Annotated in this window: 22 protein-coding genes and 1 pseudogene; 14 read left to right on the top strand and 9 right to left on the bottom strand. The window is 72.7% G+C overall.

Going from position 1 to position 21,129, the window contains the following annotated elements; translation table 11 throughout:
* Positions 1 to 290: 290 nt before the first annotated feature.
* Positions 291 to 571 (bottom strand): annotated as a pseudogene (locus tag ACGFYH_RS19700) (DUF2071 domain-containing protein); the annotation flags it as partial.
* 198 nt (positions 572 to 769) lie between these two features.
* On the opposite strand from ACGFYH_RS19700, the gene ACGFYH_RS19695 reads away from it, so the two are divergent.
* The 8 genes from ACGFYH_RS19695 (at position 770) to ACGFYH_RS19660 (ending at position 7,309) form a co-directional block, all read left to right on the top strand.
* Positions 770 to 1,864, top strand: coding sequence for a MerR family transcriptional regulator (locus tag ACGFYH_RS19695; RefSeq protein WP_393804406.1), 1,095 nt, complete (start codon positions 770 to 772; stop codon positions 1,862 to 1,864).
* A 46-nt stretch (positions 1,865 to 1,910) separates the two neighbouring features.
* The gene (locus tag ACGFYH_RS19690) at positions 1,911 to 2,258 is read left to right on the top strand and encodes a hypothetical protein (RefSeq protein ID WP_393804405.1); all 348 of its coding nucleotides are present in this window, start codon (positions 1,911 to 1,913) and stop codon (positions 2,256 to 2,258) included.
* A gap of 34 nt (positions 2,259 to 2,292) precedes the next feature.
* Complete coding sequence (locus tag ACGFYH_RS19685) at positions 2,293 to 3,318, top strand: LacI family DNA-binding transcriptional regulator (protein ID WP_393804404.1); 1,026 nt, start codon at positions 2,293 to 2,295, stop codon at positions 3,316 to 3,318.
* A 215-nt stretch (positions 3,319 to 3,533) separates the two neighbouring features.
* Positions 3,534 to 4,688, top strand: a complete 1,155-nt coding sequence (locus ACGFYH_RS19680) for a cellulose binding domain-containing protein (RefSeq protein ID WP_393804403.1) — start codon at positions 3,534 to 3,536, stop codon at positions 4,686 to 4,688.
* Positions 4,689 to 4,970: 282 nt separating this feature from the next.
* Positions 4,971 to 6,056: a lytic polysaccharide monooxygenase gene (locus tag ACGFYH_RS19675; protein WP_393804402.1), complete on the top strand. Its 1,086-nt coding sequence runs from the start codon at positions 4,971 to 4,973 to the stop codon at positions 6,054 to 6,056.
* Positions 6,057 to 6,168: 112 nt separating this feature from the next.
* Positions 6,169 to 6,558 carry a luciferase family protein gene (locus ACGFYH_RS19670; protein WP_393804401.1) on the top strand — a complete coding sequence of 130 codons (390 nt, stop codon included), beginning with the start codon at positions 6,169 to 6,171 and terminating at the stop codon, positions 6,556 to 6,558.
* Positions 6,559 to 6,618: 60 nt separating this feature from the next.
* A complete protein-coding gene (locus ACGFYH_RS19665; protein ID WP_393804400.1) occupies positions 6,619 to 7,020 on the top strand; it encodes a DUF779 domain-containing protein in 402 nt (133 codons plus the stop codon).
* Positions 7,021 to 7,141: 121 nt separating this feature from the next.
* The gene (locus ACGFYH_RS19660) at positions 7,142 to 7,309 is read left to right on the top strand and encodes a hypothetical protein (protein ID WP_393804399.1); all 168 of its coding nucleotides are present in this window, start codon (positions 7,142 to 7,144) and stop codon (positions 7,307 to 7,309) included.
* A gap of 32 nt (positions 7,310 to 7,341) precedes the next feature.
* Here ACGFYH_RS19660 and ACGFYH_RS19655 read toward each other — a convergent pair whose 3' ends face one another.
* From ACGFYH_RS19655 to ACGFYH_RS19630, 6 genes are all read right to left on the bottom strand, one after another.
* Entirely contained in the window at positions 7,342 to 7,536 is a 195-nt protein-coding gene (locus ACGFYH_RS19655) for a hypothetical protein (RefSeq protein ID WP_393804398.1), read from the bottom strand.
* A 115-nt stretch (positions 7,537 to 7,651) separates the two neighbouring features.
* Entirely contained in the window at positions 7,652 to 8,515 is an 864-nt protein-coding gene (locus ACGFYH_RS19650; RefSeq protein ID WP_393804397.1) for a phosphatidylinositol-specific phospholipase C/glycerophosphodiester phosphodiesterase family protein, read from the bottom strand.
* 183 nt (positions 8,516 to 8,698) lie between these two features.
* Positions 8,699 to 9,787 (bottom strand): acyl-CoA dehydrogenase family protein, encoded by a 1,089-nt coding sequence (locus ACGFYH_RS19645; RefSeq protein ID WP_393804396.1) that lies wholly within the window; start codon positions 9,785 to 9,787, stop codon positions 8,699 to 8,701.
* Positions 9,784 to 10,965: an acyl-CoA dehydrogenase family protein gene (locus tag ACGFYH_RS19640; protein ID WP_393804395.1), complete on the bottom strand. Its 1,182-nt coding sequence runs from the start codon at positions 10,963 to 10,965 to the stop codon at positions 9,784 to 9,786. The genes ACGFYH_RS19645 and ACGFYH_RS19640 overlap by 4 nt, the downstream gene beginning before the upstream one ends.
* Positions 10,962 to 11,942 (bottom strand): NADPH:quinone oxidoreductase family protein, encoded by a 981-nt coding sequence (locus ACGFYH_RS19635; RefSeq protein WP_393804394.1) that lies wholly within the window; start codon positions 11,940 to 11,942, stop codon positions 10,962 to 10,964. Before ACGFYH_RS19635 ends, ACGFYH_RS19640 begins: the two co-directional genes overlap by 4 nt.
* 106 nt (positions 11,943 to 12,048) lie before the next feature.
* Entirely contained in the window at positions 12,049 to 12,627 is a 579-nt protein-coding gene (locus ACGFYH_RS19630) for a helix-turn-helix domain-containing protein (RefSeq protein ID WP_393804393.1), read from the bottom strand.
* 76 nt (positions 12,628 to 12,703) lie between these two features.
* On the opposite strand from ACGFYH_RS19630, the gene ACGFYH_RS19625 reads away from it, so the two are divergent.
* The 5 genes from ACGFYH_RS19625 to ACGFYH_RS19605 all read left to right on the top strand — a co-directional run bounded on the left by ACGFYH_RS19625 (position 12,704) and on the right by ACGFYH_RS19605 (position 17,578).
* The gene (locus ACGFYH_RS19625; RefSeq protein ID WP_393804392.1) at positions 12,704 to 13,696 is read left to right on the top strand and encodes an NAD(P)/FAD-dependent oxidoreductase; all 993 of its coding nucleotides are present in this window, start codon (positions 12,704 to 12,706) and stop codon (positions 13,694 to 13,696) included.
* Positions 13,697 to 13,793: 97 nt separating this feature from the next.
* Complete coding sequence (locus tag ACGFYH_RS19620; RefSeq protein WP_393804391.1) at positions 13,794 to 15,332, top strand: ATP-dependent DNA ligase; 1,539 nt, start codon at positions 13,794 to 13,796, stop codon at positions 15,330 to 15,332.
* A complete protein-coding gene (locus ACGFYH_RS19615; protein WP_393804390.1) occupies positions 15,329 to 15,790 on the top strand; it encodes an NUDIX domain-containing protein in 462 nt (153 codons plus the stop codon). Before ACGFYH_RS19620 ends, ACGFYH_RS19615 begins: the two co-directional genes overlap by 4 nt.
* Before the next feature lie 140 nt (positions 15,791 to 15,930).
* Positions 15,931 to 17,316, top strand: a complete 1,386-nt coding sequence (locus tag ACGFYH_RS19610; protein ID WP_393804389.1) for an NADP-dependent succinic semialdehyde dehydrogenase — start codon at positions 15,931 to 15,933, stop codon at positions 17,314 to 17,316.
* Positions 17,317 to 17,341: 25 nt separating this feature from the next.
* Positions 17,342 to 17,578 carry a DUF6213 family protein gene (locus tag ACGFYH_RS19605; RefSeq protein ID WP_328559173.1) on the top strand — a complete coding sequence of 79 codons (237 nt, stop codon included), beginning with the start codon at positions 17,342 to 17,344 and terminating at the stop codon, positions 17,576 to 17,578.
* 753 nt (positions 17,579 to 18,331) lie between these two features.
* Here the strand turns inward: ACGFYH_RS19605 and ACGFYH_RS19600 are convergent.
* A complete protein-coding gene (locus ACGFYH_RS19600; protein WP_393804388.1) occupies positions 18,332 to 19,585 on the bottom strand; it encodes an acyl-CoA dehydrogenase family protein in 1,254 nt (417 codons plus the stop codon).
* A gap of 171 nt (positions 19,586 to 19,756) precedes the next feature.
* Here ACGFYH_RS19600 and ACGFYH_RS19595 point away from each other — a divergent pair, with 171 nt between their 5' ends.
* On the top strand, positions 19,757 to 20,413 hold the full coding sequence (locus ACGFYH_RS19595) for a TetR family transcriptional regulator (RefSeq protein ID WP_393804387.1): 657 nt from the start codon (positions 19,757 to 19,759) through the stop codon (positions 20,411 to 20,413).
* Positions 20,414 to 20,470: 57 nt separating this feature from the next.
* Here the strand turns inward: ACGFYH_RS19595 and def are convergent, their stop codons facing one another.
* Positions 20,471 to 21,010 carry a peptide deformylase gene (gene def, locus ACGFYH_RS19590; protein WP_393804386.1) on the bottom strand — a complete coding sequence of 180 codons (540 nt, stop codon included), beginning with the start codon at positions 21,008 to 21,010 and terminating at the stop codon, positions 20,471 to 20,473.
* Between the last annotated feature and the right edge of the window lie 119 nt (positions 21,011 to 21,129).

The raw sequence follows: 21,129 nt of genomic DNA, 5'->3' as shown, positions 1-21,129 counted from the left end.
ATCACTGCGGGCCACCCGGTCCGGCGGTCAGTCCCGTCACCGTCGTACAACTGCTCTGGCTTCGAAACTCCACCACCGCACCGTCGTGCGAACTCCTGTACTACTGCCCGGCAGTTCGTGTCTGCCGGGCCTTGCCTGATCTCGACTACGTGAGAAACCATAACCACGGGGAGCGGGAATGTCTACTCCAGCCGAGACAGATTTCCATTCACCTGGTTGGCAGATAGTCGGGCTCCATCGGGAAGAGGGCGGCGGGGACCACACCGGTGGGACAGCACGCCGCACACAGCGCTGTTCACTCCGCACAGGCGCACGTCGGTCTCCGGGAACGAGCCCGGGTACGGGATGCCGGGCAGCCGGAGCCATCCGACCCGGTTCATCCGGAAAGCGACGAGCCCCACGTACGTGAGCCCGCCGTGCGTGTCGGGAACGGTGCCCCGCGGCATCAGCCCCGCCACGGCGGCGGGGCGACGGCCCGGTGGATGAAGGCGAGGTCGAGCCGCTCCCGGATGAGAGGCGGCCTCCGTGTCGCCGCGGGGGCGTCCAAAGTGACGGTGCTGGGCTTCTGCACGGCGCAAGAACGGCAGACAGGAGCGGCGAGGGCGGGTCGCGTCGGTGCGAGAGGATCACGGTGGGCGACCCGCGGGGCCGTGCGGCGCCGACGCCGGCCGGACCCGAGTCCGGAATCGCCCCGACGGTGTCCCGGAATCGCCCCGCAGTTGACCCTCGACCTGGTCAAGGGCCCAGAGTCCCCGACGTGGAGAGCGAGATGCGCAGCATTGGAGAGTTGGCCCGCGACAGCGGACTGGGCGTGAGTGCCCTGCGGTTCTACGACGGTGCCGGTGTGCTGGTCCCCGCCCGGGTCGATCCGGTGACTGGCTACCGCTGGTACGCCCCCGAGCAGCTCGACGAGGCCAGGCTGCTGGCCCGGCTGCGGCGAGCCGGCATGCCGTTGGCGGACATCCGGCTGGTGCTGGCCGGCTGGTCAGGCGCGGACACCGACCTCGTGCGCGGGCTTCTCCGGGCGCACCTGCGCCGCCTCGAACTGGGTCTGGCCGAGGCCCACGACGAGTTCTCCACGCTCGGAGCGATACTCGATCACAGGGAGAACCCCATGTCCGCCTCGCCGCGTGCCATCACCGTCCGACTGTCCCTCCCCGCGCCCGAACTGGCGGCCGCACTCGACGCGGTCCGCTTCGCGGCCGGTTCGGATCCCGAGCTGCCGATGCTCGGCGGGGTCCTGTTCGACGTCGAGGGCGACGCGCTCCACCTCGTGGCCACCGATCGCTACCGGTTGGCCGTCGCGCGCACGGCCGTCGCCGGGCACGGCGGACCCCGCGAACAGGTCGTCGTGCCCTCCCCGCTCGTCGACGCGATGCGCGCGCTGTTGAATGACGGCGAACCCGCCCGCTTCGCCGTGGAGGGTGACCGCGTGACGCTGGAGGCAGGGGAGCGCCAGGCGTCCGGGCGGCGCCTGGCGCACGAATTCCCCGACTACCGTCGTCTCGTCCAGCTGCCGTCCGGGCGGCCGGTCGTCGTCGATGTGCCCGCGCTCCGGCGGGCGTTGAAGACCGGCCCGGTCCGCGCGGGCGAGGCGTGCGGGCGCGACGGGGCCGCGCAGGAGGTCAGCGTGCTCAGGACGACGGACGACGGCACGGTGACCGTCTGCGGGGACGGGGACGGCGGCGGGGACGACGGAAGCGACGTCGGTGTCGACCGCGGGTTCCTGCTGGACGCGCTCGACGCCGCGGACCGGGACCGGCTCGTCCTGGAGTTCGGCGCCCCCACGGCACCGCTCGCGGTCCGCCGGGCCGACGACGAGGGAACGTTCTCGCTGCTGATGCCGGTCCGCCTGGACAACTGACGGCCATCCGACCGCCCTCCCCCGGCGGCCCCGTACCCTCGCGGCGTTGTCAGTGGGCTCGCCCGGAGTCCGGGCCGGCGCGCCGTTCCGGATCGACGAGGCGCTTTGGGAGGCCCTGCTCGTCGCCTTCCGCGACCTGCGCGGGGGGGGCGGTTCGGCGGAGGGCCGGGAGGCCGAGCGCCCCTCCACGGTCCTCGCCCGGCTCGGCGCGGCCGTCCGCACGGAGGAACCCGGCCGCGTCCTGGGCGCCGCCGCCTGGGAGCGAGCCCCGTCGGCCCCACCTCTCGAACACCCGCGGTCCCGGCCACCACGGTCCCGCCGCACACCGCGGAACAAGCCGATCGGCCGACGCCACCCGCACGATCGCCCCGCTGAGCCGGACGGGTCACCGTAGTATCGGATGATCTCGTGGGGGAAGGCGGGCGGAGATGGGCAGGCAGCGTCCCGGTACGCCGACGCTCGAGGAGGTGGCCGCCCTCGCCGGTGTGGGGCGGGGCACCGTCTCAAGGGTCGTCAACAACGCGGCCGGTGTGCGGGATTCGACGCGCCGTGCCGTCCAGCGGGCCATCGCCGAACTGGGCTACGTCCCCAATCTCGCGGCCCGCTCCCTGGCAGGTCACCGTGCCGACGCAGTCGCGCTGGTGATGACGGAGCCGGACTGGCGACTGTTCGGTGAGCCGTTCTTCACCGAGGTCGTCCACGCCGTCGGCGACGCCCTCTCCGACACCCCGGTACAACTGCTGCTCACCCTGGTTCGTACGGACACCGAGCGCCGGCGGTTCGTGGAGTACGCGCGCGGCGGCCGTGTCGACGGCGTGCTGCTGATGTCTGTGCACGCCGAGGATCCGCTGCCGGACATGCTCGCCAAGGCGGGGCTGCCCACCGTCATGCTGGGGCGGCGTTCCGGCGACGAGAGCGTCACCTACGTCGACGCCGACAACACCGGAGGCGCGCGCGGCGCGGTCACCCACCTGCTGGACGACGGCCGGACCGCGATCGCGGCCATCAGCGGGCCGCTCGACATGTACGTCGCCCAGTGCCGGTTGCGCGGGTACCGCGAGGCCCTGGAGCAGGCGGGGGTGGTGGCCGGATCATCACTGGTGGCCGAGGGGAGCGACTTCACGGAGGAGAGCGGGCGCCGGGCGATGACCGACCTGATCGCCCGGCACCCGGAGCTCGACGCGGTCTTCGCCGCCTCGGACACGCTGGCCGCCGGGGCGCTCAACGCGCTGCGCGCCGCGGGACGGCGAGTGCCGCGGGACGTCGCGGTGATCGGCTTCGACGACTTCCAGCCGTTCCGGCCCACGGACCCTCCGCTGACGACGGTCCGGCAGCCGCTGGAGGAGATCGGCCGCACGATGGTGCGGCTGCTGCTGGAGGAGATGGAGGACTCCGCTGTCGCCTGGCGGCACGTCATTCTCCGTACGGAGCTGGTGCTCCGGGACTCCGCCTGATCGACCACCTGCCGGGAGCGCTCCCGGCGAGGCGTCTCTCACCAGGAACTTCGAGATTCGTTCGACAACACTGGCGCGCACAGTCTTGTCAGGAACATGAACGGCTTCTACAGTCCCCAATCAACCGGTAAGTGGGAGCGCTCCCATCAGTGGGGAGTTGGGAGCGCTCCCGCGCCGGCCCCTCCTTCCCCCCGCCCACTCCCGGAGAGGCCCCCATGCGAACGTTACGGCCCCGAGTCCGCGCCCCGCGTGGTCTCTCAGGCGCCCTGAGCGCGGCCTTCGCGACCTTCGCCCTCGTCGCGTCGCTCGTGACGGCGGCGGCGCCCGCCCAGGCGGACACCATGATCTGCGAACCGTTCGGGACGACGACGGTCCAGGGACGGTACGTCGTCCAGAACAACCGCTGGGGCTCCAGCGCCACCCAGTGCGTCACCGCCACCGACAGCGGCTTCCGGGTCACGCAGGCCGACGGCTCGGCGTCGACCAACGGGGCCCCGAAGTCGTACCCGTCGATCTTCAACGGCTGCCACTACACGAACTGTTCACCGGGCACCGACCTCCCCGCCCGGCTCGACACCGTCTCCGAGGCGCCGTCCGGCATCTCGTACGGTTTCGTCGGCGACGCCGTCTACAACGCCTCGTACGACATATGGCTGGACCCGACCGCACGGACCGACGGAGTCAACCAGACCGAGATCATGATCTGGTTCAACCGGGTCGGCCCGGTCCAGCCCATCGGCTCACCGGTGGGCACGGCCACCGTCGGCGGCCGGACCTGGGAGGTGTGGAGCGGCGGCAACGGCACCAACGACGTGCTGTCGTTCGTGGCACCGTCGGCGATCACCAGCTGGAACTTCGACGTCATGGACTTCGTCCGGGCGACCGTCGCGCGCGGACTGGCCGAGGACGACTGGTACCTGACGAGCGTTCAGGCCGGGTTCGAGCCGTGGCAGAACGGCGCCGGACTGGCCGTGAACTCCTTCTCCTCCACCGTCGAGACCGACGGCACCCCGGGCGGCACGGACCCCGACCCCGGCGACCCGGGTGACGTGCCGGCGTGCGAGGTGTCGTACGGCACGAACGTCTGGCAGGGCGGCTTCACCGCGGACGCCACCGTCACCAACACCGGCACGGCTCCCGTCGAGAACTGGCAGCTCGCCTTCACCCTGCCCTCGGGTCAGCGGGTCACCAACGCCTGGAACGCGTCCGTCACGCCGTCCGCGGGAAGCGTCACGGCGACCGGCGTGAGCCACAACGCCCGGATCGCACCCGGCGCCGGCGTGTCCTTCGGCTTCCAGGGCACCTACAGCGGCACGTTCACCGAGCCGGCCGGCTTCCGCCTGAACGGCGCCGCCTGCGCCACGCCGTAGCGACCGGGCCCGGCTCATCGGCTCCCCGGCCCCACCGACTCCCCGCCCGTCCGGTCGAAGCGCCCGCCCCGGACGGGCGGGGGTTCCATCACAGACCCCGGCACCGGCCGCTCCCTCTTTGTCATGGGCGATCCCCACGGAGCGGTCAGCGCGAAGCGGTCACCACGGAGCGGTCAGCGCGAAGCGGTCACCACGGAGCGGTCAGCGCGAAGCGGTCATCAGCGAATGAAAGGCCGACCCCACAAACAACGGAAGACCCGGAACCGGAATCAGGAGACCCCCATGGTTCGACGCAGCAGATTCCTGTCTTTAGCGGCGGTACTGGCCACCCTGCTCGGCGCGCTCGGCGTGATCCTCGTGCTCGGGCAGGGGCGGGCCGAGGCACACGGCGTGGCGATGATGCCCGGCTCCCGCACCTACTTGTGCCAGCTGGACGCCAAGACCGCCACCGGCGCCCTCGACCCGACGAACCCGGCCTGCCAGGCCGCGCTCGACGAGAGTGGCGCGACGGCGCTGTACAACTGGTTCGCCGTTCTCGACTCCAACGCGGGCGGCCGCGGCGCCGGTTACGTGCCGGACGGCACTCTGTGCAGCGCCGGGGACCGTTCCCCGTACGACTTCTCCGCCTACAACGCCGCCCGCGCGGACTGGCCCCGCACGCATCTGACGTCGGGTGCGACGATCCCGGTGCAGTACAGCAACTGGGCGGCCCACCCCGGTGACTTCCGCGTGTACCTCACCAAGCCGGGCTGGTCGCCCACGTCCGAGCTGGGCTGGGACGACCTGGACCTGATCCAGACGGTGACCAACCCGCCCCAGCAGGGCTCGCCGGGCGCCGACGGAGGTCACTACTACTGGGATCTCGCGCTGCCCTCGGGCCGTTCGGGCAACGCGCTGATCTTCATGCAGTGGGTGCGTTCGGACAGTCAGGAGAACTTCTTCTCCTGCTCGGACGTCGTCTTCGACGGCGGCCACGGGGAGGTAACCGGGATTGGCGGTTCCGGCGGCACTCCGACGCCGACCCCGACGGACCCGACGACCCCGCCGCCCACGCACACCGGTTCCTGCATGGCCGTGTACTCCGTGGAGAACTCCTGGAGCGGCGGCTTCCAGGGCTCCGTAGAGGTGATGAACCACGGCACCGAGCCGCTGAACGGATGGGCCGTGCAGTGGCAGCCGGGCAGCGGGACGGCACTCGGCGGCGTGTGGAACGGTTCGCTGTCCAGCGGCACCGACGGCACGGTCACGGTCCGGAACGTGGACCACAACCGCGTCGTACCACCCGACGGGAGCGTGACCTTCGGCTTCACCGCCACGTCGACGGGCAACGACTTCCCGGTCGGCTCGGTCGGCTGCGTGACACCCTGACACGTCGGAACGCGGTCGGCGGGCCCCTGGCAGGGGGTCCGCCGACCTCACGTGCCGGTTACGAATCGCTCAACCTCTGGTTGCGAGGCGGTGATCGGGCGACGATGGGACCATGACTCAGGCCCAGCGCGCCTTCGAGCGGCTGCAAGCCTGGCCCGACCTCTTCGCGGGTCCGGCCAGTTGCGGAACCGGACGGGCCCTGTGCTCCGTCCGTGACGAGATCGTCCACTTCCACTCCGACCGGGACGTGGACCTCCACCTCACCCTCCGGGCCATCCAGCGCTTTAGGTACGACCTCGGCGGCTCCACCGCCATCCGCCTGGTCCCCGGCTCCCGTTGGGTCACCGTGCACCTGGACTGCGACGCGGACACCGACCTGTTGCTGAGCCTGGTCAGCATCGCACTGAAGGCCCACCAGACCCGGCCTCCCGCCGACCTGCCCTCGGAGTGCAACTTCCATCGCGTCACGGTGCTTCCGCGCTCCGCGGCCGGGGATGCCTGAGGCCCAGGGCCCGGAGCAGCGCAACGCACTCGCAACCTTCCCCGTGCTGGTATGCGTCCCATGGGCGACACATACGAGGAAACCCCCCGCGTCGAGCTGACTTCCGAGGCCGCCGCACTGCTGCGGCGGCTCCGCGAGGCGCACGGTCCGCTGATGTTCCACCAGTCCGGCGGCTGCTGCGACGGCAGCGCCCCCATGTGCTATCCGGCCGGCGAGTTCCGCACCGGCGGCGCGGATGTCCTGCTCGGCGAGCTGGTCGTCGACGGTGTCGAGGAGCCGGTGGAGTTCTGGATGTCGCGCGGCCAGTACGAGGCGTGGAGTCACACCCGGTTGACCGTTGACGTCGTCGCGGGCCGGGGCAGCGGCTTCTCGCTGGAGGCGCCCGAGGGGGTGCGCTTCCTCATCCGCTCCCGGGTCGTGGCCGTCCGGCCCGGACGGACCCCTCCCGACGGGCGGCCGTGAGCGGCTGAGGCCGCGGTCAGCGCATGGCCCGTCGGCAGCCCGACGTGCGCGAAGGTCCAGGCCGTGCGCGGACCGGCCGACGCGTCGCCGCCCTGGACGTGGTGCAGCCGCCGTCCAGGCCGTGCGCGGACCGGCCGACGGCTACGACGCCCATCGGCCCGTCGCGGACGGCGCCTTCGCCGGACTCTCCGCGGTGCGCGGCCCGGAGCACTGGTCGGCGGACGGCGCGCGTCAGACGCCGGCCGGCCGTGCGGACGGCGCGCAGGCGAGGCCGCGCCCGGTCGCGTGACCGGCGCGCCTCGGCGACGCTCGCGCGGGGGGCTACGGTCTGAGGCTGCTCACGATCTCCGCCGTCGCGGTCAGTCCGCTGCTGATGGTCGGGGCGATGCTCGTGCTCGCCAGGTAGAAGCCGAGCAGCAGGCACACCAGCGCGTGCGAGACCTTCAGCCCGCCGTTGCGCAGGAAGATCACCGCAAGGACGGACAGCAACAGCACCACAGAGATGGAAACGGCCATCGTCAACCTCCTCCGCCACGTCCACTTCGCGGCGTTCGGCCGCAAGTGTGGCGTAGCGGAGGGTTCGTCCGGGCGGCTGACCTGTCCTCCGAACGAGTGGTGTTCCCGCGCTGCCCTACCCGTCCCGGCGGGCGTCGAGGAACGCCTCCAGGCCCGCGAGGTCGTCGGTGTTGAGATGGTCGACACCGGCGGCGAGCAGTTCGGCCCACACGGCGTCCCGCGCGGGCCCCGCCACGTCGGGCGTGGCCCAGAAGCGCACCCGCTGTCCACGGGCGTGTGCCGCGCCGACGATCTCCCGCAGCCTGCGCCGCTCGGCCGCCGGGAAGGCACCGACGCCCTGCCAGGTGAAGTTGAGCGTCCAGTTGTCGCTGATCAGCGGAACGAGGGAGGCCGGCGCGGCCGTGCCGAGGTCGGCGAGGCGGCCGTCGTAGAAGGCGTGGCGGGTGCGCTGGGCCTCCATGGGCGCGCGGGCGGCCCGGTCGCCGGAGACCACCGCGGTGACCGCGCCCGGGAACACCCTTCCGTGGACGTAGGAGGTGAACAGGTGCTTGTAGCGGCGCAGTCGGCGGTCGAGTGCGAGGTACGTCGCCTCGCCCCCGGTCTTGATGTCGACCAGGAGTTGCAGGGAACCGCGGTCCCGCCGGTACACCCGGCCGTGCCCCGCGCGGACGCGGGCGGCGAGGGGGTCGAGATAGAGCGACTCCAGGGTTCGGGACGGGTCGAGGTCCTCGGGATCGTGGGCGACGAGGAGTTGACCGCCGACCAGGTAGATGTCGGCCTCGACGCTGCCGAAGCGGTGGCCGAGGGCGTCGAGGAGCGGACGGGGGTGTTCGTAGTCGTTGTGGGCGTGCGCACGCCACAACGGGCGCGGTCCGCGCCCGGCTTCGGACGCCAGCGCGGTACCTGCGGGCAGGGCGACCGCGCCCGCGAGGGCGGCGCCGAGGGTGGTGAGAGCTCTGCGTCGGGTGGTGCGGGCCATGCTCTGCCTCCCTGGAAGTACCGTACGGGACGCCTGTGAGTATGGGGTCCGGGTGACCTCGGAGAGCAGAGCCGTGCGGGGAGTTGGCCGGACCGCCGCCGGCCGTTCACCCGGCAGGTGCGGCGGGCACGGCGATGCCCGCCCCTGAGGGGACGGGCGTGAGCCGGGCAGAGGGGAAGGACGTCAGGGCGCCGGCAGATGCACCGACTCGGCCAGCGCCTCACGGTGGGTGCCCGCCGTACCGTAGGCGATCGAGTCCGCCTTGGCCCGCTTGAGGTAGAGGTGGACGGGGTGCTCCCACGTCATGCCGATGCCGCCGTGCAGTTGCAGCGCCTCCTCGGCGGCGTGCACGGTGACCTGGGCCGCGTACGCCTGTGCCACGGCGACGGCCACGTCGGTGTCCGCGCCGGTCGTCAGGGCGTCCGCGGCGTTCCGGGCGGCGGCGCGCAGGCCCGCGATCTCCAGCCACAGCCGGGCGAGTCGGTGCTTGAGCGCCTGGAAGCCGCCGACCTGACGGTTGAACTGCTTGCGTTCCTTCAGGTAGCGGACCGTCTCGGTCAGCAGCCAGTCGGCGAGACCCAGTTGCTCGGAGGCGAGCAATCCGGCACCGGCCCGCAGGGCGCGGCGCACGGCGGGTGCGGCGTCGCCGATCCGGCGCCCGGACGTGCCGTCGAGGGTCACGCGTGCCACCGGACGGGTGAGGTCGAGCGACACCTGTGGAGTGACGGTCGCGTCGGCGGCGCGGACGGCGTACAGGCCCCCGTCGTCCGCGGGTACGAGCAGCAGGTCGGCGATGGACGCGTCGGCGATGCCCGACAACTCGCCGTGCAGGAGGCCGCCTTCGAGCCGCACGTGCGGAACCGTGCCGCCCGGCGCGACGTGCAGCCCGACGGCCAGCGCGGCGACGGTCGCGGCGGACGCCAGCTCGGGGAGCAGGTCGTCGGCCCCGCAGGCCAGCAGCGCCTCGGTGGCGACGACGGCGCTCGTCAGGTACGGCACCGGCGCGACCGCGCGGCCCAGCTCCTCCAGTACCACCGCGGTTTCCCGGTGTGTGGCGCCCTGGCCGCCCAGTTCCTCGGGGATCAGCAGGCCCGCGAGGCCCATCGAGTCGGACAGGGCCTTCCACAGCGGCACGTCGTGGGGAGCGGCCGACTCGGTGCGGGCGATGACGCCCGCCGGGTCGCAGTGGTCGGTGAGCAGGTCCCGGACGGCGGCGCGCAGCGCCTCTTCCTCCTCCGAGTAGAGCAGAGCGGGTTCCGGCTGTGCGCTCATCGGGCGAGGTCCTTCCATGCGACGTCCTTGTCGGTGCGCGGTTCGGCGGGCAGGCCGAGGACGCGCTCGGCGACGATGTTCAGCAGGACCTCGCTGGTCCCGCCCTCGATGCTGTTGCCCTTGGAGCGCAGGTAGCGGTACCCGGCGTCGCGGCCGGTGAAGTCGACCATCTCGGGGCGGCGCAGGGTCCAGTCGTCGTAGAGCAGGCCCTCCTCGCCGAGGAGTTCGACCTCCAGACCGCTGATCTCCTGGTTGAGGCGGGCGAAGTTCAGCTTCATGCCGGCGCCCTCGGGGCCGGGCTGGCCCGCCACCAGTTGCTGGCGCAGGCGTACGCCGGTGAGGCGGGCCACCTCGGCCTCGACCCACAGGCCGAGCAGCCGCTGGTGCAGGTCGTGGGTGCGCAGCCCGGGGCGTTCCCGCCAGGTCGCGGCAAGCTTGCCGATCATGCCCCCCTCGCGGGGGACGGGGGTGCCGCCGATGGCGACGCGCTCGTTGTTCAGGGTGGTCTGCGCGACCCGCCAGCCGTCGCCGGTCTCGCCGAGGCGCCGCGAGTCGGGGATGCGGACGTCGGTGAGGAACACCTCGTTGAACTCGGCCTCGCCGGTGACCTGACGCAGCGGCCGTACCTCGACCCCGGGGTCGGTCATGTCGCACACGAAGTACGTGATGCCCCGGTGCTTGGGCAGGTCCGGGTCGGTGCGGGCGATGAGGATGGCCCAGCGGGCGAGGTGCGCGCTGGAGGTCCACACCTTCTGACCGTTGACGACCCAGTCCTCCCCGTCCCGCACCGCCCGCGTGCCGAGGGCGGCCAGGTCGGAGCCGGCGCCCGGCTCGCTGAAGAGCTGGCACCAGACCTCCTCGCCGGTCCACAGCGGGCGCAGCAGCCGGCGCTTCTGCTCGTCGGTGCCGTACTGGAGGATGGTCGGGGCGGCCATGCCGAGGCCGATGCCGATGCGCCGGGGGTCGTTGTCCGGAGCGGCGGCGGCCGCCAACTCGGCGTCCACGACGGCCTGGAGCACTCGGGGGGCGCCGAGGCCGCCGAGCCCCTCCGGGTAGTGCACCCAGGCGAGTCCGGCGTCGAAACGGGCCCGCAGGAAGTCCATGCGGTCCGTGGTGGCCGGTGGATGCGCGGCCAGCAACTCCCCCGTGAGACGGCGCAGTTCCGCTGCGTCGGTCATGCGGCGGCTCCCTTCTCCAGCTGCTCCGGTACGACGGCCACCCGGCCGGTCGTCCTGCCGTCGGCGACGCGCTGCACGGCGTCCGCCGCGCCGTCGAGCGGCACCCGCTCGCTCACCAGCGGCTTGATGGCTCCCCGTGCGGCCAGTTCGGTGAGCTGCTCGTGGCAGTGCCGCACCAGCTTCGGGTTCCGGGTGTTGTACAGGCCCCAGTGCAGGCCGAGGATCGCGTAGTTCTTGACCAGTGCGTGGTTCAGCGCGGCGCTGGGGATCGTGCCGCTCGCGAAGCCGACGACGACGATCCGGCCCTCGAAGGCGACGACCTTGGTGGACTGGGCGTACGCCTCGCCGCCCACCGGGTCGTAGACCACGTCGGCGCCGCGACCGCCGGTGGCCTCCTTCACGGCCGCGATGACGTCCTCACCGCGCCGGTCGACCACCACGTCGCAGCCCAGCTCGCGGGCGACGGCCGCTTTCTCCGTACCGCCGACGACCCCGATGACGGTGGCGCCGGCCGCCTTGCCGAGCTGCACGGCGGCGCTGCCGACGCCGCCCGCGGCGGCGTGGACGAGCAGGGTCTCGCCGGCTTCCAGCCGGGCCCGGCGGTGCAGGCCGAACCAGCCGGTCTGGTAGCCGATGTGCAGCGCGGCGGCCTCGGCGTCGTCCAGGGTGTCCGGCGCGGGCAGCAGGGTGCGGGCGTCCGCGAGGGCGTACTCGGCGAAGCCGCCGTGCGGCAGTGCCGGGTTGGCGAGGACACGGCGCCCGTCCTCGGTCTCGCCGCAGATCTCCACGCCAGGCGTGAACGGCAGCGGCGGCCTGACCTGGTACTGGCCCCGGCACAGCAGGGCGTCGGGGAAGTTGATGTTCGCGGCGCGGACCCTCAGCAGGATCTGGCCCTCCCCGGGTGTCGGCGGCGCCACGTCCGCGAGGCGCATCACCTCGCCCGGCTCGCCGTTCTCGTGCACCTGCCATGCCTGCATGCGGGGCCTCCACCGACTGTGTCGTCCGACCGGGTCCCTCGCATACTAAGCGGTCGCTTGCCCTTCGGGGAACAGGTCGCGGACAGTCGCCCTCCGCCGCCCCTCTTCACGGCCTCACGGCAGGCCGGGCCCGTACGTGCATCCGCTCACCCTGCGGCCCGAAGAGGCTGAGGAACTCGGCCGGCCCCTCTCCCGTCGACCCGAACCAGTGCGGTACCCGGGTGTCGAACTCGGCGGCCTCCCCCGCCGACAGCACGACGTCGTGATCGCCGAGCACGAGCCGCAGCCGTCCGGAGAGGACGTAGAGCCACTCGTACCCCTCGTGGGTGCGCGGGTCCGGCTCCTCGCTGCGCCGGGGTTCCAGCACCTTGAACGCCTGGAGCCCGCCCGCCTGCCGGGTGAGCGGCCAGTGCGTGCGGCCGTGGCGCACGATCGGCTCGGACCGGACCCGGGGGTCGACGACCGGTGGGGCGCCGACCAGTTCGTCCAGCGGCACCTGGTGCGCCTGGGCGATCGGCAGCAGCAGTTCGAGGCTCGGTTTGCGCAGCCCCGACTCCAGCCGCGACAGGGTGCTCACGGAGATGCCGGTCGTTTCGGACAGGGCCGCCAGGGTCACCTCACGCTCCTTGCGGACCTGGCGGAGCCTCGGTCCGACACCGGCGAGTACGTCGTCTGAAGTCGTCATGCGTTTATTGCAGAACCGGCAAATAAGTTTGTCAATCCCGAAGGACCGAGCGACCTTCTACGTGGAGGTGGTCACCATGACCCAGAACACGGACCCGAAGGCCCCGGAGATCGCGCAGGCCCCGTCCGGGAAGCAGGCCCCGTCCGGGAAGTACGACGTGGTCGTCGTCGGAGGCGGTGCCGCCGGACTCTCCGCCGCGCTGGTCCTCGGCCGCTCGCGGCTGCGCACCCTGGTCGTCGACGCCGGTGAGCCGCGCAACGCGCCCTCGGGCCACATGCAGGGCTACCTGACCCGCGACGGCATGTCCCCCGCCGAGTTCCTCTCGCTCGGCCGGGAGGAGGTCGCGCGCTACGGCGTGGAGCTGGTCCACGACCGCGCGGTGGAGGTCCTGCGGGGCGAGGACTTCGCGGTGGGGCTGGCCGGCGGGGGCACCGTGCGCGCCCGCCGCCTGATCGTCGCCACCGGGCTCAGGGACGAGCTGCCGACCGTGCCGGGAGTCGCCGAGCGGTACGGCCGGGACGTGCTGCACTGCCCGTTCTGCCACGGCTGGGAAGTGCGCGACGAGCGTTTCGGCGTCCTGGCCACGACTCCGCTCGGCGTACACCAGGCGCTGATGGTGTCCGGCTGGTCGGACGACGTGACCCTCTTCCTGCACACGGTCGCCGAGCGGGAGCTGTCCGACGACGACCTGCGGCGCCTCGCCGCGGCCGGGGTCAAGGTGGTGCCGGGCGAGGTCGCCGGGCTGCGGGTCGAGGACGACCGGCTCACCGGGGTCCGTCTGACGGACGGCACAACGCACGACCGATCGATCATGTTCGTCGCTCCGAAGGCGGTCCCGCAGACGGGCCTGATGGAGCGGCTCGGGGCGGAGCTCCGGGAGACGCCGTTCGGCGCCTACCCGGTGGTGGACCCCACGGGCCTGACCACCGTGCCGGGCGTGTGGACCGCCGGCAACGCCATGGGTTTCGCCGAGCAGGTCGTCCACGCGGCCAGCGGCGGCTACCGCGCGGCCGCGGCGATCGTCGGCGACCTGATCATGTCGGACCTGGACGCGGCCCTCACGGAGTGAGGGCATGCCGGCGAGGGCGTACGCCGGCACGTGGCGGCCGCGGGGCCGTCCGGCAGCCGCGGGTGTGGGCCCGCCCTCTCCGGTGCACCATGACTGCATGCTGCTTGCCCGGTTGGCCCAGGTGTCCCGGGAGGTCGCCGCCACGTCGGCGCGGTCCCGGAAGACCGTCCTGCTCGCGGAGCTGTTCCGCGAGGCGGAGGCGGAGGACGTGCCGGTCGTCATCCCGTATCTGGCGGGACGGCTCCCGCAGGGACGGATCGGCGTCGGCTGGAAGGCACTGAGCCGCCGGGTGCCGCCGGCCGGGGAGCCGGCCCTGACCGTGCGCGAGGTGGACGCCCGGCTCACCCGGCTCGGCGCGGTGGCCGGCGCCGGTGCGCAGGCCGAACGGACCCGGCTGGTCGGCGAGCTGATGGGCGCGGCCACCGAGGACGAGCAGCGCTTCCTGACCGGGCTGCTCACCGGCGAGGTCCGCCAGGGCGCCCTGGACGCCGCCGCCGTGGAGGGCCTGGCCGCGGCGACGGACGCTCCCCCGGCGGACGTACGACGGGCGGTGATGCTCGCGGGCTCCCTGCAGACGGTCGCCGAGGCCCTGCTGGCCGACGGGCCCGGGGCCCTGGACCGCTTCCGGCTCACCGTCGGCCGGCCCGTCCTGCCGATGCTGGCGCACAGCGCGTCCTCGGTCGCCGAGGCCGTCGGCAAGCTGGGCGCCGCGGCCGTGGAGGAGAAGCTGGACGGCATCCGCGTCCAGGTGCACCGGGACGACGGCACCGTACGGGTCTACACCCGCATCCTGGACGACATCACCGACCGGCTCCCCGAGGTCGCCGGGGCGGCCCTGGCGCTGCCCGGGGAACGCTTCATCCTGGACGGCGAGGCGATCTCCCTGGACGAGAGCGGGCGTCCCCGTTCGTTCCAGGAGACCGCCGGGCGGGTCGGCTCCCGCACCGACGTGGCCACGGCCGCGCGGGCGGTCCCGGTCTCCGCGGTGTTCTTCGACGCACTGTCCGTCGACGGCCACGACCTGCTGGACCTCCCGCTGACCGAGCGGCACGCGGAGCTGGCCCGGCTGGTCCCCGAGCCGCTGCGGGTGCGGCGCACGCTGGTGCGCGGACCCGAGGAGACCGGGGCCGCCGAGGGGTTCCTCGCCGACACGCTGGCGCGCGGACACGAGGGCGTCGTCGTCAAGGGGCTCGACGCCGCCTACAGCGCGGGCAGGCGCGGCGCGTCCTGGCTGAAGGTCAAGCCCGTCCACACGCTGGACCTGGTCGTACTGGCCGCCGAGTGGGGCCACGGCCGCCGCACCGGCAAGCTCTCCAACCTCCATCTGGGCGCCCGCACCGCCGACGGGTCCTTCGCCATGCTCGGCAAGACCTTCAAGGGCATGACCGACGCGCTGCTGGCCTGGCAGACCGAGCGCCTGGGGCAGCTGGCCGTCGAGGAGCACGCCTGGGGCGTGACCGTGCGCCCCGAGCTCGTCGTCGAGATCGCCTACGACGGCCTCCAGCGCTCCACCCGCTATCCGGCCGGCGTCACCCTGCGCTTCGCGCGTGTGGTCCGCTACCGCGAGGACAAGCGCCCCGGGGACGCGGACACCGTGGAGACCCTGCTCGCCGCGCACCCCGGGGTGGCCCGGTGAGGCGCAGCGCGGGCCTGCTGCTGCACCGGCGCGGTCCCGGCGCGGAGCTACAGGTACTCCTCGGCCACATGGGCGGCCCGTTCCACACCCGTCGGGACGCCGGGGCGTGGACCGTCCCCAAGGGCGAGTACGACCCGGCGGAGCCGGCGTGGGAGGCGGCCAGGCGCGAGTTCGAGGAGGAGCTGGGGCTGCCGCCGCCCGAGGGTGAGGCCGTCCCGCTCGGCGAGGTGCGCCAGGCGGGCGGGAAGGTCGTCACGGTCTGGGCTGTCGAAGCCGACCTCGACCCGGCGGCGGTCGTCCCCGGCACCTTCCGGATGGAGTGGCCGCCGAGGTCGGGGCGGACCGAGGAGTTCCCGGAGCTGGACCGGGTGGCGTGGTTCCCGCTGGAGCGGGCGCGCGAGGTGATCGTGAAGGCGCAGGCCGCGTTTCTCGACCGCCTGGCTGAGCACTCGCACTGAGACAGACGACAGACGACGACGGGCGGCGTGAGGCGATGCGCGGCGGGACGGGACACGCTCCGGCGGGGCCCTTCCGCGTTGCGGTGCCCCATGCGGCGCGCCAAGGTCGAAGCACGATCGCGCACCCAGGGAGGTCGGCCATGCCCATCGCGACGGTGAACCCGGCGAACGGCGAGACGCTCAGGACGTACGAGGCCATGGGCGAGGAGGAGATCGAGCGCCGGCTCGAGCTCGCGGAGGCCACCTTCCGCACGTACCGGACCACGGGGTTCTACGAGCGGGCCGGGCTCATGCGCCGGGCCGCCGACCTCCTGGAGGCCGACCAGAAGGAGATCGGCAGGGTCATCACCACGGAGATGGGCAAGCCGGTCAAGCAGGCCCGCGCGGAGGCGGCCAAGTGCGCGAAGGCGATGCGCTGGTACGCCGATCACGCGGCGGAGCTGCTGGCCGACGAGGAGCCCGCCGAGTCCGACGTGAAGGACTCCGGTGCCTCCCGGGCCCTGGTGCGCTACCGGCCGCTCGGTCCGGTGCTCGCGGTGATGCCGTGGAACTTCCCCCTCTGGCAGGTGATCCGCTTCGCGGCGCCCGCGCTCATGGCGGGCAACGTCGGACTGCTCAAGCACGCCTCGAACGTCCCGCAGACGGCCCTCTACCTGGAGGACCTGTTCCACCGGGCGGGCTTCCCCGAGGGGTGTTTCCAGACCCTGCTCATCGGTTCCGCCGCTGTCGACGACGTCCTGCGCGACGAGCGGGTACGGGCCGCCACCCTCACCGGCAGCGAGCCGGCGGGCCGCGCGGTGGCCTCCACCGCCGGGGAGATGATCAAGAAGACGGTGCTGGAGCTGGGCGGCAGCGACCCGTTCGTGGTCATGCCGACCGCCGACGTCGACCGGGCCGCCGAGGTGGCGGTGACCGCGCGCACGCAGAACGCCGGGCAGTCGTGCATCGCGGCCAAACGGTTCATCGTGCACACGGACGTGTACGACGCCTTCGCCGAACGCTTCACCGAGGGCATGCGCGCGCTGAGGGTCGGCGATCCGATGGAGGAGGAGACCGAGGTCGGTCCGCTCTCCAGCGAGCAGGGGGTGAACGACCTGGTGGAGCTGGTCGACGACGCGGTGCGCGGCGGTGCGACGGTGCTGTGCGGCGGCGAACGCCCGGACGGGCCGGGCTGGTACTACCCGCCGACGGTGCTGGCGGGCGTCACCCGCGAGATGCGCATCCACCGCGAGGAGGCCTTCGGCCCGGTCGCCACCCTGTACCGGGCGGCCGACCTGGACGAGGCGGTGCTGATCGCCAACGACACGGACTTCGGTCTCAGCTCCAATGTGTGGACGCGCGACGACGCCGACGTGGACCGCTTCGTGCGGGACCTGGAGGCGGGCGGCGTGTACGTCAACGGGATGACGGCGTCCCATCCGGCGTTCCCGTTCGGCGGGGTCAAGCGGTCGGGCTACGGGCGTGAGCTGTCCGGGCACGGAATCCGCGAGTTCTGCAACATCACCACCGTATGGCACGGAGCGTGAGCCTTCCGCGACTACGATCCCCTTTGTGAACCGCGAAGTGACCCTGCCTCTGATCGTCGACGACCGCGGCACGCTCCAGGTCGCCGCGTCCGACGTGAGCAAGCTGCTGCGCACGGTGGGCGGACGGTGGCTGCGGCTGGTGGAGACCGGCGAGGAGAGCCTGGACGAGGACACGGTCGCGGCCCTCACCATCGAGCTGGCCAAGCTGGCCGACCGCATCGACGTGGCGTGCATCGCCCACAGCAGCGACCGCTCCTCCTGACGCCGTTACCCGCCTTCCCCGCGCCCCCTGCCTTCCCGCGTTCACTGAGACTGGGCAACCCGGCGAGAGATCACCGTGCCGGTGGGTGATCGCCGATGGGCACCCCGGAAGAGGTGCGCCACTGGCCGAGTTGATGCGCGAGGGCCCCTCACCCGGATGTCGCCGCCCAACAGGGAAGGCTGGGCCTGACTGACCCGCCACGCCGACGTCCGGCTGGTCACCGACGACGCCGCTCGGGCGCGAGGTCACGGGCCGGCAGGTCACGCGCCCGGCTCCGCACTTCGTCCCTGAGCGCGGCGCGGTCGGCTTCCCGGACCCGCCCGGTCACACCCGGCCGCGCCGCTCGGTGGCCCCGGCCTTGGCGGCGCCGGGCGTGGAGCGCGTACGCGAGCGGTCCCGTTGCGCGCTCGACGAGCACGTCGGCGCCATACCGAGGGCCGGGCAGCAGATCACCGGGACGGGGAACGCCCTTACCCCGGCTGGCCGCACGCCTTCGCGCATCCGACGGGTGAGCCGGCCGAGAGGTCTTCCGGGCCGGACCGACCCCGGACCACGAGTGCCGCTTCGAGGAGCTGCTGGAGACGCGGGGCAGGGGGGCCGCCCGGCCACGGGGCCATCGAGGCGCTGGGGGGCGGAGCACGACATCGAGCAGCCGGCGCCGCTCAGGCACGGGCCCGGTGCGTCCTGGGTCCTGTCGTCGAACTCCCGTCTGCCCTCCGGGCGACGACGCGAGTTCGACGACGGGACCTAGTTCTAGCGGATCGGCATCCCCGCCAGGGTCCGGGCGATCACCAGCCGCTGGATCTCGCTCGTGCCCTCGAAGATGGTGTAGATCGCGGAGTCGCGGTGCATCCGCTCCACGGGGTACTCCCGCGTGTAACCGTTGCCGCCCAGGATCTGGATCGCCTGGGCGGTCACCTTCTTGGCGGTCTCACTCGCGAACAGCTTGGACATCGACCCCTCGGCCGCCGTGAACGGCTTGCCGTTGACCGCCATCCACGAGGCCCGCCACACCAGCAGCCGTGCCGCGTCGATGGACGTCCGCATGTCCGCGAGCTGGAAGGCGACGCCCTGGTTGTCGATGATCGGCCGCCCGAACTGCTCCCGCGTCTGCGCGTACTCCAGCGCCACCTCGTACGCGGCCCGGGCCGTGCCCACGGCCATGGCTCCGACCGCCGGGCGCGAGGCCTCGAAGGTGGCCATCGCCGCGTTCTTCACGCTCTCCCGGCCTCCGGCCCGGGGAACCCCCGCGCCGCTCTTCTTCGCCTTCTCCCGGGCGCGGGCCAGACGCGCGTCCAGCTTCTCCTTGCCGCCGAGCAGGCAGGAACCCGGGACGCGCACGTTGTCCAGGACCACTTCGGCGGTGTGCGAGGCACGGATGCCGTGCTTCTTGAACTTCTGGCCCTGGGTCAGCCCCGGGGTGTCCGGCGGGACGATGAAGGAGGCGTGGCCTCTGGAGCCCAGCTCCGCGTCGACCACCGCGACGACGACGTGGACGTTGGCGATGCCGCCGTTGGTCGCCCAGGTCTTGGTGCCGTTGAGCACCCACTCGTCCTTGGCCTCGTCGTACACGGCGCGCGTGCGCATGGAGGCGACATCGGAGCCCGCGTCGGGCTCCGATGAGCAGAAGGCGGCGAGCTTCACGTCGTTGGTGTCGCCGTACATCTGCGGGATCCAGGTGCCGATCTGCTCCTCGGTGCCGTTGGCGAGGACGCCGACGGCGGCGAGGCCGGTGCCGACGATCGACAGGGCGATGCCCGCGTCGCCCCAGAACAGCTCCTCCATCGCCATGGGGATGCCGAGCCCGGTGGAGTCGAAGTACTGCTGGGCGTAGAAGTCGAGGGAGTAGATGCCGACCTTGGCGGCCTCCTGGATGACCGGCCAGGGAGTCTCCTCGCGCTCGTCCCATTCGGCGGCCGCGGGGCGGATGACGTCGGCGGCGAAGCCGTGCAGCCAGTCCCGGACCTCCTTCTGTTCGTCGCTCAGCTCCATGGTGAACCCGGCCATGTCCCCTCCAGTGACGCCCATGCATGTTACTTGCGGTAACCCCGAGTCTGTTACCGGCTGGTAGGAAAAGTCAACTCCCGAGGCATCCCTCGCCCTCCCGTTCGATGGCCGGTGCCCTGTGAGTGTTAGTTTGCGCAGGCGTCACCGAAACAGCACGGGTGGGGAGAGCACATGGACACCACACAGCGGACCGACCAGCAGAGGTCCGCCGACCGCCGACGGCGCGAGCTGCTCGAGGCCGCCGACCGGGTGGTGCTGCGCGACGGTCCGCACGCCTCGATGAACGCCATCGCCGCCGAGGCGGGCATCACCAAGCCGATCCTCTACCGCCACTTCGGCGACAAGGGCGGACTCTACGCCGCGCTCGCCGTGCGGCACACCGACGCCCTCCTCTCCTCGCTGCGGGCCGCCCTGGACGCCCCGGCGCAGCGGCGGCAACGCGTCGAGTCCACCCTGGACACCTATCTGGCGGCCATCGAGGCACGTCCGCAGGTGTACCGCTTCCTGATGCATCCGGCGGAGGGCGCCGGCACCCCGGGCGACCAGGCCGAGCAGGGCTTCGACGTCGGCAGGCACTCGGCGCCGCTGCTGCGCCGGATGGGCGAGGAACTGGCCCAGGTCATCGAGGAGCGCCTCGACGTGGGACCGGGCACCCAGCAGCTGGCCCGGGTCTGGGGGCACGGGATCGTCGGCATGATGCACGCCGCCGGAGACTGGTGGCTGGGCGAACGCCCCTGCCCCCGGGAGGAATTGGTCCGCACCTTGGCCGACCTGCTGTGGGGCCGCCTCGCCGAGGCAGGCGACAAGGCGGGCGGCCCGGGCTTCTGACGGGGCCGGTCGCCGGCTGACCGTCGGCGCGCCACCGCCCCCGTCGCCGGAAGCCCCTCAGCGGTGCCAGGGCGCCCGTGCGACCTGGCGCATCAGCTTCCGACGGCGCCGGCCGGACAGACGGTCGGCGTAGACCCGCCCCTCCAGGTGATCGCACTCGTGCTGGAGGCACCGGGCGAAGAACCCCGTACCCCGTACGGTGACGGGCTCCCCGGTCGCCGTGAAGCCCGTCACGACCGCCTCGTCGTGCCGCTCGGTCGCCGCCTCCAGGCCCGGCAGCGACAGGCAGCCCTCCGGGCCGCGCACCACCACCCCGCCGGTCTCCACCAGCCGGGGGTTCACCACGTGACCGAGGTGCCGCTCGTCCCCGTCGTCCGGGCAGTCGTACACGAAGACGCGGACCGCCTCGCCGATCTGGCTCCCGGCCAGGCCCACGCCGTGCGCGGCGTACATGGTCGCGAACAAGTCGTCCACGAGCGCCGCGAGTTGCGGACCGAAGTCCGTCACCTCGCCGCAGGGGGCGTGCAGGACGGGGTCGCCGAGGATGCTGAGGGGACGGACGCGCCCGTGGGCGCCCGGGATGGGGCCTTGTCGCATGGCGGCCAGAGTAAGGTCCCTGCTGTCCCCCGGCGGCAGGCGCCCACCGCCGGACCCCGTTGGCCGGTGCCGCGATTCGGGAGTGCGAATGGATCTCGATAGGCTGAGGTCCACACCAC

Source organism: Streptomyces sp. NPDC048392 (assembly GCF_043200575.1).
Lineage (GTDB): Bacteria > Actinomycetota > Actinomycetes > Streptomycetales > Streptomycetaceae > Streptomyces.
This window is presented reverse-complemented; position numbering and strand designations above follow the sequence as displayed.

Coding starts and splice junctions, on each gene's coding strand:
- ACGFYH_RS19625 (WP_393804392.1), top strand. CDS start 12,704: ATGACCCAGAACACGGACCCGAAGGCCCCGGAGATCGCGCAGGCCCCG.
- ACGFYH_RS19620 (WP_393804391.1), top strand. CDS start 13,794: ATGCTGCTTGCCCGGTTGGCCCAGGTGTCCCGGGAGGTCGCCGCCACG.
- ACGFYH_RS19695 (WP_393804406.1), top strand. CDS start 770: ATGCGCAGCATTGGAGAGTTGGCCCGCGACAGCGGACTGGGCGTGAGT.
- ACGFYH_RS19610 (WP_393804389.1), top strand. CDS start 15,931: ATGCCCATCGCGACGGTGAACCCGGCGAACGGCGAGACGCTCAGGACG.
- ACGFYH_RS19630 (WP_393804393.1), bottom strand. CDS start 12,627: ATGACGACTTCAGACGACGTACTCGCCGGTGTCGGACCGAGGCTCCGC.
- ACGFYH_RS19655 (WP_393804398.1), bottom strand. CDS start 7,536: ATGGCCGTTTCCATCTCTGTGGTGCTGTTGCTGTCCGTCCTTGCGGTG.
- ACGFYH_RS19680 (WP_393804403.1), top strand. CDS start 3,534: ATGCGAACGTTACGGCCCCGAGTCCGCGCCCCGCGTGGTCTCTCAGGC.
- def (WP_393804386.1), bottom strand. CDS start 21,010: ATGCGACAAGGCCCCATCCCGGGCGCCCACGGGCGCGTCCGTCCCCTC.
- ACGFYH_RS19640 (WP_393804395.1), bottom strand. CDS start 10,965: ATGACCGACGCAGCGGAACTGCGCCGTCTCACGGGGGAGTTGCTGGCC.
- ACGFYH_RS19645 (WP_393804396.1), bottom strand. CDS start 9,787: ATGAGCGCACAGCCGGAACCCGCTCTGCTCTACTCGGAGGAGGAAGAG.
- ACGFYH_RS19600 (WP_393804388.1), bottom strand. CDS start 19,585: ATGGCCGGGTTCACCATGGAGCTGAGCGACGAACAGAAGGAGGTCCGG.
- ACGFYH_RS19675 (WP_393804402.1), top strand. CDS start 4,971: ATGGTTCGACGCAGCAGATTCCTGTCTTTAGCGGCGGTACTGGCCACC.
- ACGFYH_RS19635 (WP_393804394.1), bottom strand. CDS start 11,942: ATGCAGGCATGGCAGGTGCACGAGAACGGCGAGCCGGGCGAGGTGATG.
- ACGFYH_RS19670 (WP_393804401.1), top strand. CDS start 6,169: ATGACTCAGGCCCAGCGCGCCTTCGAGCGGCTGCAAGCCTGGCCCGAC.
- ACGFYH_RS19665 (WP_393804400.1), top strand. CDS start 6,619: ATGGGCGACACATACGAGGAAACCCCCCGCGTCGAGCTGACTTCCGAG.
- ACGFYH_RS19685 (WP_393804404.1), top strand. CDS start 2,293: ATGGGCAGGCAGCGTCCCGGTACGCCGACGCTCGAGGAGGTGGCCGCC.
- ACGFYH_RS19595 (WP_393804387.1), top strand. CDS start 19,757: ATGGACACCACACAGCGGACCGACCAGCAGAGGTCCGCCGACCGCCGA.
- ACGFYH_RS19650 (WP_393804397.1), bottom strand. CDS start 8,515: ATGGCCCGCACCACCCGACGCAGAGCTCTCACCACCCTCGGCGCCGCC.